General features: G+C 32.5%; 7 protein-coding genes. 5 read left to right on the top strand and 2 right to left on the bottom strand.

All coding sequences use genetic code 11. The features are described from left to right. Positions 1 to 214: 214 nt before the first annotated feature. The 5 genes from CLFE_RS03060 to CLFE_RS03040 all read left to right on the top strand — a co-directional run bounded on the left by CLFE_RS03060 (position 215) and on the right by CLFE_RS03040 (position 11902). Complete coding sequence (locus tag CLFE_RS03060) at positions 215 to 1435, top strand: leucine-rich repeat domain-containing protein (RefSeq protein WP_077893356.1); 1221 nt, start codon at positions 215 to 217, stop codon at positions 1433 to 1435. Positions 1436 to 1632: 197 nt separating this feature from the next. Then, positions 1633 to 3735 carry an Ig-like domain-containing protein gene (locus CLFE_RS03055; RefSeq protein WP_077893355.1) on the top strand — a complete coding sequence of 701 codons (2103 nt, stop codon included), beginning with the start codon at positions 1633 to 1635 and terminating at the stop codon, positions 3733 to 3735. Between the two features lie 165 nt (positions 3736 to 3900). After that, the gene (locus CLFE_RS03050; RefSeq protein WP_077893354.1) at positions 3901 to 6999 is read left to right on the top strand and encodes an Ig-like domain-containing protein; all 3099 of its coding nucleotides are present in this window, start codon (positions 3901 to 3903) and stop codon (positions 6997 to 6999) included. Positions 7000 to 7127: 128 nt separating this feature from the next. Further along, positions 7128 to 9305 carry an Ig-like domain-containing protein gene (locus CLFE_RS03045; protein WP_077893353.1) on the top strand — a complete coding sequence of 726 codons (2178 nt, stop codon included), beginning with the start codon at positions 7128 to 7130 and terminating at the stop codon, positions 9303 to 9305. 164 nt (positions 9306 to 9469) lie between these two features. Beyond that, on the top strand, positions 9470 to 11902 hold the full coding sequence (locus CLFE_RS03040) for a leucine-rich repeat domain-containing protein (RefSeq protein ID WP_077893352.1): 2433 nt from the start codon (positions 9470 to 9472) through the stop codon (positions 11900 to 11902). 34 nt (positions 11903 to 11936) lie between these two features. On the opposite strand, the gene CLFE_RS03035 is transcribed toward CLFE_RS03040, so the two are convergent. After that, positions 11937 to 12971, bottom strand: a complete 1035-nt coding sequence (locus CLFE_RS03035) for a ribonucleotide-diphosphate reductase subunit beta (RefSeq protein ID WP_077893351.1) — start codon at positions 12969 to 12971, stop codon at positions 11937 to 11939. 21 nt (positions 12972 to 12992) lie between these two features. Then, complete coding sequence (locus tag CLFE_RS03030; protein ID WP_077893350.1) at positions 12993 to 15221, bottom strand: ribonucleoside-diphosphate reductase subunit alpha; 2229 nt, start codon at positions 15219 to 15221, stop codon at positions 12993 to 12995. Between the last annotated feature and the right edge of the window lie 151 nt (positions 15222 to 15372).

The following is a 15372-nucleotide window of genomic DNA, read 5'->3' as shown; positions in this document are numbered from 1 at the left end:
GTTCTTTTTTTAGTTTGACAAGCATAAGCATTTACTCTTTTGATAGTTAAAATAAACTAACTACTAATCCACCTTTGATTCTTATGATATATATAGTAAAAGATGGCTATTTTTTCAAAAGGACTTGTTATTGTACTACAAGTGTAATATAATAAATATCGTATTACATCTGTAGTATATTTACAAAAAAAACATATTAAGGAGTGAATACTAATTGAAAAAACTAAATTCAAAACATTTATTAGCCCTTTTAGCTTGCTTTATAGTACTTTTCACATTTAATATTTGCGATACATATAAAGCAGAAACTACTGTTGGTGTAACTTATGATGCCCATGTTCAAAATATCGGTTGGCAACCTTGGGTAAAAGACGGTGAAGAAGCTGGTACTGATGGTCAAGGACTTCGTGTTGAAGCTATCAGAATTAGATTAGTAAAACAAGTTCATCCAGACTCTATTTCTCTTAACAAATCTACTGATACATTAGACACCGAAGATAGTGATGTATTAACAGCTAATTTTACCCCTGATAATACTACAAATAAAACTATATTTTGGACTTCTTCTGATCCTAATATAGTTTCTGTAGATGATAGTGGAAAAATAACTGCTGTAGCTGATGGTACCGGTACTGCTTCTGCCACTATAACTGCTACTTCTATGGATGGACAAAAAAAAGCTTCTTGTCTTGTTACAGTAAACAAAAAAGAGCCTATACACTTCAAAGATGCTAACTTAGACAATGCAGTTAGAGAACAATTAAATAAGCCTAACGGAAAATTGTATCCAAGGGATGTTTGTAACATAACCGAATTAAACAGCTACGGTAACAACATACACTATTTAGATGGAATTGAAAACCTATCAAATTTAAAAACTTTAGGTTTATCATATAATGCTATATCCGATATTACACCACTTAAAAACTTAACCAATTTACAAACAGTATATTTAGATAATAACTATATTTCTGATCTTACTCCTTTAAGCTCTTTAACAAATTTAACTGGAATAATACTAACAAACAACCCTGTTTCTAATTTAACTCCTTTATCTAATTTAACAAATTTAAAATTAATTTTTTTAGATAATGATTCTAATCTTAAAGATATTACCCCTATAACCAAGTTACCTAACTTAACATACTTAACATTAGTAAATACAAAAATTACTGATTTAAGCTCTTTAAATAATCTTAAAAACTTACAGCAATTAGACATAGAAGGAATTCCAATAAATGATTCTACTACTTTAAATAATTTAAAAAGTTTAAAAAGTTTAAGTAAGCTTTGTATCTTTGATACTGGAGCTTCTAGTACTGATATAGCTTCTTTAAAATCCTCTTTACCAAATTGTGAAATAATTTCTGATTCATCACAAGACGAAGGTATGATACTTTATGATTATTCAGGTGATCATCCAATTCATCCCTAAATATACTTAAAAAAATTTATTATCTAATGCATTTGGTCAGTTTAAATGGTTTATTTCCATGTAAACTGGCCTTTTCTGTACTATTAATGTAACTTGTTATTTTTTATAATTAAACATATTTAATACTCAATACCAATTATATGTATTTTATAGTATAATAATCAAATAACAAAATATTTTAGGAGAGTGAATATTAATTGAAAAAATTAAATTCTAGATATTTATTAGTCTTTTTAACCTGCTTTATAATTATCTTTGCTTTTAATACTAATGATACATTTAAAGCAGAAACTACAGTTGGCGTAACTTATCAGACCCACGTCCAAAATATTGGTTGGCAGCCTTGGGTTTCAGATGGTGCAGAGGGCGGTACTGATGGACAAGCTCTTCGTGTTGAAGCTCTTAAAATCAAACTCCAAAATGCACCAACAGATGCTAAAATAACTTATCAAGCTCATGTTCAAAACATTGGTTGGCAATCTTGGACTTCAAACGGCGAAGAAGCTGGTACTGATGGACAAGCTCTTCGTGTTGAAGTTCTTAGGATTAAACTTGAAAATATGCCTGATTATTCTGTAGAGTATCAAGCCCATGTACAAAATGTTGGGTGGCAAGACTGGGTAAAAGACGGCGAAGAAGCTGGTACCGATGGTCAAGCTCTTCGTGTTGAAGCTCTTAGAATTAAACTTGTAAAAAAAGTCCATCCTGACTCTATTTCTCTTAATAAAGCTACTGACAATTTAAAAGTTGGCGATAATGATACTTTACAAGCTTCCCTTAATCCTGACAATACAACAGATAAAAATGTATCTTGGTCTTCTTCTGATTCAAATATAGTTTCTGTTGCTAATGGAAAAATTACTGCTTTAGCTGGCGGCACTGCTACCATAACTGCTACATCAAACGATGGACAAAAAACAGCTTCTTGCTCTGTAACTGTAGCTAAAGCTGACCCTACTATAGAATATCAAACTCATGTACAAAATATCGGTTGGCAACCTTGGGTTTATAACGGTGATGAAGCCGGCACCGATGGTCAAGCTCTTCGCGTTGAGGCATTAAGAATTAAACTCCAAAACGCGCCAGCAGATGCTAAAATAGAATATCAAACTCATGTGCAAAATATTGGTTGGCAATCTTGGATGTCTAATGGCGATGAGGCAGGAACTGATGGTCAAGCTCTTCGTATTGAAGCTTTAAAAATCAAACTTGAAAATATGCCTGGTTATTTCATAGAATATCAAGCTCATGTGCAAAATGTTGGCTGGCAACCTTGGGTACGTGATGGCATGGAGGCTGGTACCGATGGCCAAGGTCTTCGTGTTGAAGCTCTTAGAATTAAACTTTGTAAAGTAGTTCCTGTTCAATCTATTTCCCTAAATAAGTCTACAGATACCTTAGACAGTGGAGATAACGATGTATTATCAGTTAATTTTAATCCAAGTGATGCTACTAACAAAAATGTAACTTGGTCTTCTTCTGATAGCAGTATAGTTTCTGTAGATAATACTGGCAAATTAACTGCCATGGCTGATGGCGATGGTACTGCCTCTGCTACTATTACTGCTACATCAAGTGATAGACAGAAAATAGCTTCTTGTCTTGTTACAGTAAATAAAAAACCTTCTATAAGCTTTAAAGATTCTGCTTTAGAAACTGTGGTTAGAAAAGCTATAAGTAAGAATTCCGGAAAGTTATATCAAAAAGATGTTGCTAATATAAGGACTATTGATGGAGCTAATCAAGGTATTCATTATTTAGATGGCATTGAGAATCTATCAAATTTAAAATTTCTGAGCTTGCCATCAAATGCTATATCTGATTTAACTCCTATTAAAAATTTAACAAATTTGCAAGGCTTATCTTTGGATAATAATAATGTTAGTGATATTAATTGTTTGAGCAATTTAACAAATTTAACAGCTTTATCATTAGATTCTAATCCAATTACTGATATTAGCTCTACAGCAAATTTATCAAGGCTACAGTTGCTTTCTTTATGTAATGATTACAGTATTAAGAATATCAATATTGTAAGTAATTTAAATACATTGTTATGCTTAGTAATACCAAACACCAACTTAACTGATATTAGCTTTTTAAATAACCTTAAAAATTTACAAGAGCTATATTTAGCTCAAAACCATATAAATAATTTTAGTACCATATACAATTTAACTAACTTAACTGACCTCGATATATCTAATACTGATGCTTCTGAAGCTCAGGTAAAATCCTTACAAAATGCTTTACCTAATTGTGAAATATACTCTGACTACTCAGCTGACAGCGATAATTAAATAGAACTCACAAAAACCAGTGTACAAAATCACTGGTTTTTTTTCTTAACTTCTATATGCAAGAATATATTTTAACATTTTTTTAATTTAATTAATGTTAATTTTAAATTTATAGTATAATATACTAGACTTATAAAAATATATACTCAAGGGGGAAAACTAAAATTGAATAAACTAAAGTTAAAATGCCTAATTGCTAGTTTTGTATGTATCGCTGCTTTTTCTACTTTTAATCCTACACATAAAATTAAAGCAGACACTACTACTGTAGGTGTATCTTATGACGCCCACGTGCAAAACATTGGTTGGCAAAATCCATGGGCTAAAGACGGCGGAGAAGCTGGTACTGATGGACAAGCTCTTCGTGTTGAAGCTCTTAAAATCAAACTCCAAAATGCTCCAGCTGGAGCTAAAATAAGCTATCAAACTCACGTACAGAATATTGGTTGGCAAGATTGGGTTTCTGATGGTGCAGAGGCTGGTACCGATGGTAAGTCTCTTCGCGTTGAAGCTATTAGAATTAAACTCGAAAACATGCCTGGTTATTCTGTTCAGTATCAAGCTCATATTGAAAATGTTGGCTGGCAAGACTGGGTTTCTGATGGAAACGAGGCTGGTACTGACGGTAAAGGTCTTCGTATTGAAGCTGTAAGAATTAGAATTGTTAAGAACGTTAGTGCTAATTCTATTACTCTTAATAAAACTTCTGATTCTTTAAGTGTTGGAGATACTGATACATTATCTGCTTCATTTAATCCAGATAATACAACAAACAAAAATATAGCTTGGTCTTCTTCTGATTCAAATATAGTGTCTATTGATAAAAATGGGAAAATAACTGCTGTAGCTGCTGGTAATGCTACCGTAACGGCTACCTCTGAGGATGGAAAGGAAACAGCTTCTTGTAATGTAACTGTAAAAGCTAGCACTAAAGAACCTGAAGTAACTTACCAAACTCATGTTCAAAATATTGGTTGGCAAGATCCTGTTAGTGATGGAAAAGAGGCTGGTACTGAGGGTAAGTCTCTTAGAATTGAAGCACTAAAAATGAAGCTTATAAATGCACCAGCAGGTGCTAAAATAACTTATCAAGCACACGTACAAAATGTTGGTTGGCAAAACTGGGTTTCTGATGGCGCTGAAGCTGGTACTGACGGACAAGGTCTTCGTGTAGAAGCTTTTAAAATAAAACTTGAAAATATGCCTGGTTATTCTGTTCAGTATCAAGCTCATGTTGAAAATATTGGTTGGCAAAATTGGGTTAATGATGGAGAAGAGGCCGGCACTAACGGACAAGGTCTTCGCGTGGAAGCTGTAAGAATTAGAATTGTTAAGACTGTGCCTATAGATTCAATTTCCTTAAACAAACAAACAGATGCAATAATTGTTGGAAACTCTGATACATTATCTGCCACTGTAGCTCCAACAAATGGTACTTTTGTCTGGACTTCTTCTGATAGCAGCATTGCAGACGTTGATGCTTCAGGTAAGGTTACGGGAATAAAAGCCGGTACTACTACTATTACTGCTTCATCTATTGATGGTAAAAAAACTGCATCCTGCAGCGTTACTGTAAATAATCCAGAACCTTCTGTAGAATATACTCCTTATTTTAAAAGTGCTGGTTGGGAAAGTACCGTAAAGGATGGTGCTGACGCTGGTATTGGTGGAAGGCCGCTTTCACTTCAGGGTTTAAAAGTTAATCTAAAAAACGCACCAGCAGGAGCTCATATTGTTTATGATGCATATACAAATACTAGTATGGGTGAAAAGCTTGAAAGCAGTGATGGTAAAGAACTTCTTTGTAATGGTACAAGTTATCTAGATGGTTTTTCAATGAAATTAGAAAATATGCCTGGGTATTCAATTGAATATCAAGCATACATGGCTGAAAAGGGTTGGACTGATTGGGTATATGATGGTGATTATACTCGTACCACTCCTATTCCTTTTGATATTCAGGCTCTTAGGATTAGGATAGTTAAAGCAAAACCTGCACCACAAATTATACCTATAGATTCAATTAATATGCCAACAACAAATTATAAAATAGCGGTTGGAGACGACAAATTTATAAATTACTCAACTTCACCAACAACACCAAGCCATACAGATGGTATATCTTGGGCTTCCTATGATAGCAGTATAGTTTCTGTTGATGACTGTGGCCATATTAGGGGTTTAAAAGAAGGTACTGCTACTATAACCGCTACTTCTAAAATTAATCATAAAACTGCTTCTTGTACTGTAACTGTTGGACCAGCTATACATGTTAATTCAGTTACTTTGGACAAAACTAATATTACACTTGGAATTAATAACTACGACCTCTTAAACGCTACATTAAATCCTGATAATGCTAATAACAAGGGAGTTTCTTGGACCTCTTCGGATGAAAGTATAGCTGATGTTAGTCAGAATGGTTATGTTACAGGAAATAAGGCAGGTACTGCTACTATAACTGCTACTTCACTTGATGATAATACTAAAAAAGCTTCCTGTACTGTAACTGTATTAGATAAAACCATAGTTAATTCTATAAGTTTAGACGCATCTGATATTTCATTAGATATTGGAAATATGCATTCTTTAAATGACAAAGTAACTCCGCTTGTACACTCTACTACCTCTTGGAAATCTTCTGATGATAGCATAGCATCTGTTGATAAATATGGCGCTGTTACAGGAAAAAAAGAAGGTACTGCCATTATAACTGCTACTTGTGGTGATAAAACTGCTTCTTGCACTGTTCATGTAACTAATGAAAAAGCTATCAATTTTAATGAACAGATACTATCAAGTACTGTATATTCTGCATTATCTAAAGCCGGTTTACCAACAAATCAGTCAGGTTTACCTTATTTAGAAACGCTTGATGCACATGGAACTTTTAGTGATCGTTTAACTCCTCATTATACTTTTGAGGATTTATCTGGAATAGAAGCTCTTACTGGGCTTAAAAACTTAAATCTTAGCTATAACCGTATATCAGATATCACTCCTCTTAAGGGCCTAACAAAACTTGAAACCTTAGAATTAGATAATAATGACATTAAAGATGTTAGTGCTCTTAAAGACTTAAAGAATTTAAAATCTCTAACTTTAAGTTATAATCATACTACTCCTATAGCTAATATGGAGGTTTTAAACACTCTACCTAATTTAAAAGAACTTAAGATAATTAATGGATATGTAACTGATGAAGATTTACAGCATATAAAAGCCATTTTACCTAATTGTTCAATAACTGTTCAATATAAATAATTAAAAGCCAGTGCAATCAGCACTGGTTTTTTTATATATCTTTAATTTAAATAAAAAATACAATTAAATTTTACCATTGCTATGTTATAATACTAATGAATTTTAATATTTAAGGGGGAAAACTAAAATTGAATAAACTAAAGTTAAAATGCCTAATTGCTAGTTTTGTATGTATAGCTACTTTTTCTACTTTTAATCCTACACACAAAGTTAAAGCAGACACTACTACTGTGGGTGTATCTTATGACGCCCACGTACAAAACATTGGTTGGCAAAATCCATGGGCTAAAGACGGCGGAGAAGCTGGTACTGATGGGCAAGCTCTTCGTGTTGAAGCTCTTAAAATCAAACTCCAAAATGCTCCAGCTGGAGCTAAAATAAGTTATCAAACTCACGTACAGAATATTGGTTGGCAAGATTGGGTTTCTGATGGTGCGGAGGCTGGTACCGATGGTAAGTCTCTTCGCGTTGAAGCTATTAGAATTAAACTCGAAAACATGCCTGGTTATTCTGTTCAGTATCAAGCTCATGTTGAAAATGTTGGCTGGCAGGATTGGGTTTCTGATGGCGCTGAAGCTGGTACTGATGGTAAAGGTCTTCGTGTTGAGGCTGTAAGAATTAGAATTGTAAAAAATGTTAACACTAATTCTATTACTCTTAATAAAACTTCTGATGCTTTAACCGTTGGAGATACTGATACATTATCTGCTTCATTTAATCCAGACAATACAACAAACAAGAATGTAACTTGGTCTTCTTCTGATTCAAATATAGTTTCTGTTGATAAAAGTGGAAAAATAACTGCTAATAAAGCTGGTAATGCTACTGTAACCGCTACCTCTGAAGATGGACAAAAAACAGCTTCTTGCAATGTAACTGTAAATGCTAACACTAAAGAGCCTAAAGTAACTTACCAAACTCATGTTCAAAATATTGGTTGGCAAGCTCCTGTTAGTGATGGACAAGAAGCTGGTACTGAGGGTAAAGCTCTTAGAGTTGAAGCACTAAAAATGAATCTTGAAAATGCACCAGCAAATGCTAAAATAACTTATCACGCCTATGTCCAAAATATTGGTTGGCAAGGTTATGGTGATGTTAACGCTGGAGAAGTAGCTGGTACTATTGGTCAAAATCTTGGTATTGAAGCTTTTACAATAGATGTTTCAAATTTACCTAATTATCATGTAGAATATAGGGCTTACGTTCAAAACCTTGGTTGGCAAGATTGGGTAACTGATAATAAAATTGCTGGTACTATGGGTAAAAACCTTCGTGTTGAAGCTATTGAGGCTAAGCTAGTAAAAAATTCAAATATACCAGTTTTAGATAAAACAGAAATTACAATGAAGGTAGGCTCTTATGAAAGTTTCACTACTAAATTTGATAATCCTTCTTCCGATTCTAACGATATTAATATAAAATGGCAATCATCTGATGACTCTATAGCTTCTTTTCAGAACGGATATCTTTGTGCTTTCAAACCTGGTGATATAACTATTACTGCTAGTTGTTCTACCACTCCTGTTGGTGGTGACCAAAATGAAGCAGTATGCAAAGTTCATGTAATACCAAACGATGGTCAATACCCACCACTTACCATTGATAATTCTAATCTTTCACTAGATATTAATGGTTATAGTTCATTATCCGTTGCTGGTAGTATTTATCCTCTTACTTGGTCTAGTTCTGACAGCAGCATAGTATCAGTTATTAGTCCTAATGATACTTCTTGTACTCTAAAAGGAAATAAACAAGGTACTGCTGTTATTACAGCAAAAACTCCAGATGGTAGAACTATATCTTCCAATGTAACTGTAACTAATAAAACTATTATAAGCTTTGGATCTGTTTATGTAGAAGATTCAATTTTAACTGCTTTATATGGTAATGACAATACTGTTAAACATGTATATACTAGTGACATTCCTAAACTAGAGCATCTTTCTGTTAGTGGTTATTATAGATTTGGTCATCCTAATTTAAGCGGTATAGAGTACTTTACAAACCTTAAAGATTTATCTCTTACTAACAATTATGTAGACGATATTAGCAAGCTTTCAGCTTTAACTAATTTAGAAAACTTAACCTTGGACTTAAACCCTGTTACAGATATTAGTCCAATTAAAAACTTGACTAATTTAAAATCTTTAACTTTAGGCACAGAACAATATAGTAATAAAGATAATATTGCTGTTTTAAAAGCGCTACCTAATTTAAAAAGCTTAACTCTTGTTGGAACAATAAGTGATTCAGATTTACAAAACTTAAAAACTCAATTACCTAATTGTACAATAACTGTTAAATAAACATTGAAATTCATCACAAAGAGTATTATTTATGATTATATTTTAATCATAAATAATACTCTTTTTTATTTATTTGTTTAATCTAAATAAAAAATATAATCAAATTTTCCCATTCTCATGGTATAATATTAGTGAAATTTAATATTTAAGGGGGAAAAATAAAATTGAAGAAATTTAAGCTAAAATGCCTTATTGCTGCATTTGTATGTCTAGCATCCGTTTCTGCTCTAAATAATGCAAATACAGTTAAGGCAGATACTAATGACACAAGTGTAGGTGTAACCTATGATGCTCATGTACAAAATATTGGATGGCAAAATCCTTGGGCTAAAGATGGCTCTGAAGCTGGTACTGATGGTCAAGCTCTTCGTGTTGAAGCTCTTAAAATCAAACTTGTAAACGCTCCAGCTGGTGCTAAAATAAGCTATCAAACTCACGTACAGAATGTTGGTTGGCAAAATTGGGTTTCTGATGGTATAGAGGCTGGTACTGATGGTAAGGCTCTTCGCGTTGAAGCCATTAAAATCAAACTTGAAAATATGCCTGATTATTCTATTCAATATCAAGCTCATGTTGAAAATGTTGGTTGGCAGGATTGGGTTTCCGATGGTGCTGAAGCTGGTACTAATGGAAAAGGCCTTCGTGTTGAGGCTATCAGAATCAAATTAGTAAAAAAGGTTCATCCTGATTCTATTTCTCTTAACAAAACTACAGACACTTTAAAAGTTGGAGATACTGATACTTTAAAAGCGTCCTTCAATCCAGATAATACAACAAACAAGGATTTGACTTGGACTTCTTCCAATTCTAATATAGTTTCTGTAGATAATAGCGGAAATATTAAAGCACTAGCTAATGGTACTGCAAGTATAACTGCTACATCAAATGATGGTCAAAGAACAGCTTCTTGTTTTGTTACTGTAGGCGAGGTTTCTCCTGGTGTACAATATCAAACACATGTTGAAAATATTGGTTGGCAAGCTCCAGTTAGTGATGGAATAGAGGCTGGTACCGAGGGTAAGTCTCTTAGAGTTGAAGCACTAAAAATAAATCTTGTCAATGCACCAGCAGATGCTAAAATAGTATATCAAACACACGTTCAAAATATTGGTTGGCAAAATTGGGTAGAAAACGGTAATGAAGCTGGTACTGATGGTAAAGCTCTTCGGGTTGAAGCTCTTAAAATCAAACTTCAAAATATGCCAGGCTATTCTATTCAGTATCAAGCATATATTCAAAATTTGGGCTGGCAAAATTGGGTTTCTGATGGCGCAGAAGCTGGTACCGATGGTCAAAATCTTAGAATAGAAGCTATAAAAATTAAACTTATTAAACCTGCAGCTGTAGATTCAGTTTCTTTAAATAAAACTACAGATACATTAAACATAGGTGATTCTGATACATTATCAGCTACTGTTAATCCAAGTAGTGTTCCTAATAAAGCTGTTTCTTGGGCTTCTTCAGATTCTAGCATAGTTTCTGTTGATGCTAATGGAAAAATAACTGCCAATAAAGCTGGTACTTCTACTATTACTGCTACATCTGTTGATGGAAATAAGGCAGCTTCTTGTACTGTAAATGTAAATGATAAATCTGTTGTTACTTTTAAAGATCCTTGCCTAGAAACGGCAGTAAGAGATGCATTAAAAAAACCTAGTGGTCCTATATATTCCGCTGAAGTTGCAAATATAACTTCCCTTAACGCTTCAGGTGGTGCTATAGCACGTTATACTAATATGGCTTCTTTAGACGGAATTCAGTATCTTACAAACCTTCAAGAATTAAGTCTTGCCAATAACCAGTTAACTGATATTAGTGCTATAAAAGATTTAAAAAACTTAAAAACCTTAGATTTACGCAATACTCCAATTACTGATATTTCTCCTATTAAGGATTTAACTTCTTTAACTAGTCTACTATTAGATGATTGTAATATTAAAGACATTAGTCCTATTAGGAACTTAACAAATTTACAATCTTTAAGCATGAATAAATGCGGACTTTCAAACATAACGGCTTTATCTGAATTAAAGAATTTACAATCACTGGACTTAGCTTACAATAACAATATTAGTAATTTTAATACTTTAGCAAGTTTACCTAATTTATCTAGACTTAATTTAGAGTATTGTAATTTTTCTGATACTGCACCTTTAATAAACTCAAAAAATTTACAATCACTTTATCTTAGTAATAATAAAATAACAGATCTATACTTTATAAAAAACCTGATTAATCTTAAATCTTTAAATATTAACGATAATCAAATTAGTGATATTAGTCCTATACAAAATTTAACTAACCTTAATGATTTGGATTTGATGTCAAATAATATTAGTGATATCAGCTCTATTAAAGGTTTAACTAATCTGAAAACTTTATCTGTATCCCATAACCAAATTAAGGATATTAGTCCTGCTACTAATTTAATTAATTTAGTTTGCCTAGATGTTTCAGATAATCCAATTAGTGATATTACACCTTTAAAAAGCATGACTAATTTACAAACTCTATTTATCTTTATTGATATAAGTAAATCGGACTTAAATGCTTTAAAAGCAGCTTTACCTAAATGCACTATTAATTACGGATTTTAATGATTAAAGCCAGTGAAAATTCACTGGCTTTTTATTACAAATCATCTACTAAAGTGCTAGCTTTTGCATAAGCTGTTGATTTAGCTTCAAAAAAGTCTGTTTTAACTGAGTTTGCATCAGCATAAATATCAACCCAAGAGGCTGGATTTTTATCATAGCCTTTGTATATTGGTTCAAAGCCAATTGCCTCAAGCCTTTTATTTCCCAAATATTTTATGTAATCCTCAATTAAGCTTTTATTTATTCCCTGAACATTATCACCTATTACATAATGTCCCCAGGTTATTTCATTTTCTACACCTATCTTAATCATATCACTGAGTTCTTTTTTAATAGCTTCTGTGAACATCTCTGGTTCTTCCCTTTGAAGTTCCTTTATTATATTTCTAAAAAGCCACAAATGAGTATTTTCGTCCCTGTTAATGTATCTTATCTCTTGGGCTGAACCCGGCATTTTTCCATTTCTCTCTAAATTATAAAAGAACATAAAACCAGAATAAAAATAAATCCCTTCAAGTACATAGTTACCCATTATAGCCTTTAAAAAATTTTCTTCATTAGGATTTTCAACAAATTTGTTATATATATCCCCTATGAATTTATTTCTTGAAAGAAGCACTTCATCTTCCTTCCATTGAAATAATATCTCATTTCTTTTTTCAGGAGAACATATCGTATCTAGCATATAACTATAGCTTTGTGAATGTACCGCTTCTTGAAAAGCCTGGATTGTAAGACATAAATTCACTTCACTTGCAGTTATATAATCATTTATATTTCCTAAATTAGCTGTTTGTACAGAATCTAAAAATATTAAAAAAGAAAGTATTTTATCGTAAGCTTCTCTTTCACTATCTGTAAGCTTTGAATAATCCTTTAAATCCTGTGAAAGATTTATTTCTTCTGGTATCCAAAAATTGTTCATACCCTGCCTATACCAATCCGAAACCCAGGTATATTTCATGTTGTTAAAATCATTTAAATTTGTTGTATTACCATTCACTATTCTTTTTTTACTGGTCTCTGTATCTCCATACTCATTGAATAAAGGTCTTCTATTTATTGCCACCTTAAAACTCCTCCTTATTTTCTATGCCGAACAGCTATCACAATCATCAACTGTTAAAGATTTTGACCTAACATAATATATGCTCTTAACACCAGCCTTATATGCTTCTATATACAAGTTCATAATTTGTCTCATAGTATAATCTGTAGTTATGTAAAGGTTAAAGGATTGTGATTGATCTATATGTCTTTGTCTTATACCATTTATCTTAATGCAAAGCTTTTGTTCTATATTGTAAGCTGAATTATAAAACCAAAAATTCTCTTTAGAAAGATTTGGTGCTATCTTTGGCGTTATACTACCCTTCTTCTCTTCCATCCAAAATCTAGACATAACTGGATCTATTCCTTCCGAGGTTCCTGCAATAGTAGCTGTAGATCCATTAGGGGCAACTGCCATAATATAACCATTTCTCATTCCGTATTTTTTAACTTCTTCTTTTAATTCCTTCCACTCATTAGAAGCATAACCCCTTAGCTTAAAATAATCTCCATTTTCCCAGTCAGAACCTTCAAAATAATCGTATCTACCTTTTTCTCTTGCAATATTAGTAGATGCCTTTATAGCGTAATAATTGATTTTTTCATAAATCCTATCTGCAAAATCAAAATGTTCTTCACTGGTAAAGGCTACTTTGTTATTAGTAAGCATGTGATGATATCCGCTTGTTCCGAGTCCTATTCCTCTATATTTTTTATTTGTAACCTCTGCAAAAGGTACTGAATAATAATTAAGGTCAATTACATTATCCATAGCCCTTATTTGAGTTTCTACCACGTATTGAAGCTCCTCATCGTTATTTACATCTACATTACCAAGGACAATTGAAGAAAGATTACATACTACAAAATCCCCTGATTTAATCTTTTGTACTATTATTTTATCTCCATTTTCATCTACAATTTCGTCCTCTAATATTTCCATAGGACTCATATTCTGCATTATCTCTGTACATAAATTTGAAGAATATATCATTCCTTTGTGCTTATTAGGATTCATCTTATTTGCAGCATCTCTATAAAATGCAAATGGTGTTCCTGTTTCAGCTGCACTTTTTATAATAAGTCTTACCATATCTTTAACTGACATTACTCTTTTTTGTATTCTATCATCTTCAACACAATCGAAATATCTTCTTTCCCATTCTTGTCCATAAAAGTCTTCTAAATTATATCCTTTAACTAAATTTATTTCATGAGGACACATCATGTACCAATTTGCATCTATATTTTCCTCAGCAAGTCTCCAAAAAAGATCTGGGTAACATATTCCTGGAAATACATCATGCGCCTTTTTTCTATCATCTCCATTGTTGGTTCTAAGCTGCATAAATTCAGGTAAATCTTTGTGCCACGCGTCTAACCAAACTGCCACACTTCCATTTCTAACTCCAAGCTGATCTACTGCTATTGCTGTATCATTGAAAAGCTTAACCCAAGGTACAACTCCTCCTGATGCTCCTTTAAATCCCCTTATTGAAGCTCCCATAGACCTTACCTTTCCAAAATACACTCCCATTCCACCACCGAATTTAGAAACATTGGCAAAGTTATCAAGTGATTTATATATTCCCTTTAGGCTATCATGAACAGTATCTATAAAACAAGAACTTAATTGGTAAAACGGTTTTCTTGCATTGGACATAGTTGGTGTAGCCATAGTAGCCTTAAGAGAACTTAAAACATCATAAAATCTTTTTGCAAAGTAAACTCTTTCTTCTTTTTTCTCAGGAATGGCAAGATGCATAGCTATTCCCATAAACATTTGCTGTGGAAGTTCAAGTACCTTTCTCTCAAAATTTTGTATCAAATATCTTTCAGAAAGAAGCTTTATTCCACTATATGTAAATAAAAAATCCCTATCTCTTTTAATAAATTTCTCAAGTTCATGTATGTCTTCTCTAGAGTAATTTTCCAATATGTACTCCCCATAAAGACCTTCATTAGTTAGTTCTGTAATAAAAGCATAAAAGTTCTCATAAGGATCTTCTTTAGATATACCTCTATTTTTTTTAACTTGGTTATATAAATTCATGACATAAAGTCTAGCTGCACCTTCAAGCCATTTTGGTTCATCAACTTTAGTTAATTCTAAACATACTTGAATCACAGATTTAATCTGTTCTTCTTCTTTCATGTCATCACGAACTATATGTTTAAGTACTCCCATAAGTCTTTCTTCATTATATATATTTTCATCATCCTTAATAGCCTTTAAAGCTTCCTTGCACAATTTTTTAAAATCAACCATATGATTACGCCTCCACAATATGTAGTATAAATATCTTATTTTTCTTGTCCCGACCACAATATATCGCTTTGTATATTATAATAATTATATGCTCTACTTGCAAAATAACTTATGCTTTAAATTTAAGCATTAATTTATACCAATATAGTAT

It is taken from the genome of Clostridium felsineum DSM 794 (assembly GCF_002006355.2).
GTDB lineage: Bacteria > Bacillota > Clostridia > Clostridiales > Clostridiaceae > Clostridium_S > Clostridium_S felsineum.
Note: the sequence above shows the minus strand (reverse complement) of the source record. Positions and strands in the feature narration are given on the sequence as shown.

Coding starts and splice junctions, on each gene's coding strand:
- CLFE_RS03030 (WP_077893350.1), bottom strand. CDS start 15,221: ATGGTTGATTTTAAAAAATTGTGCAAGGAAGCTTTAAAGGCTATTAAG.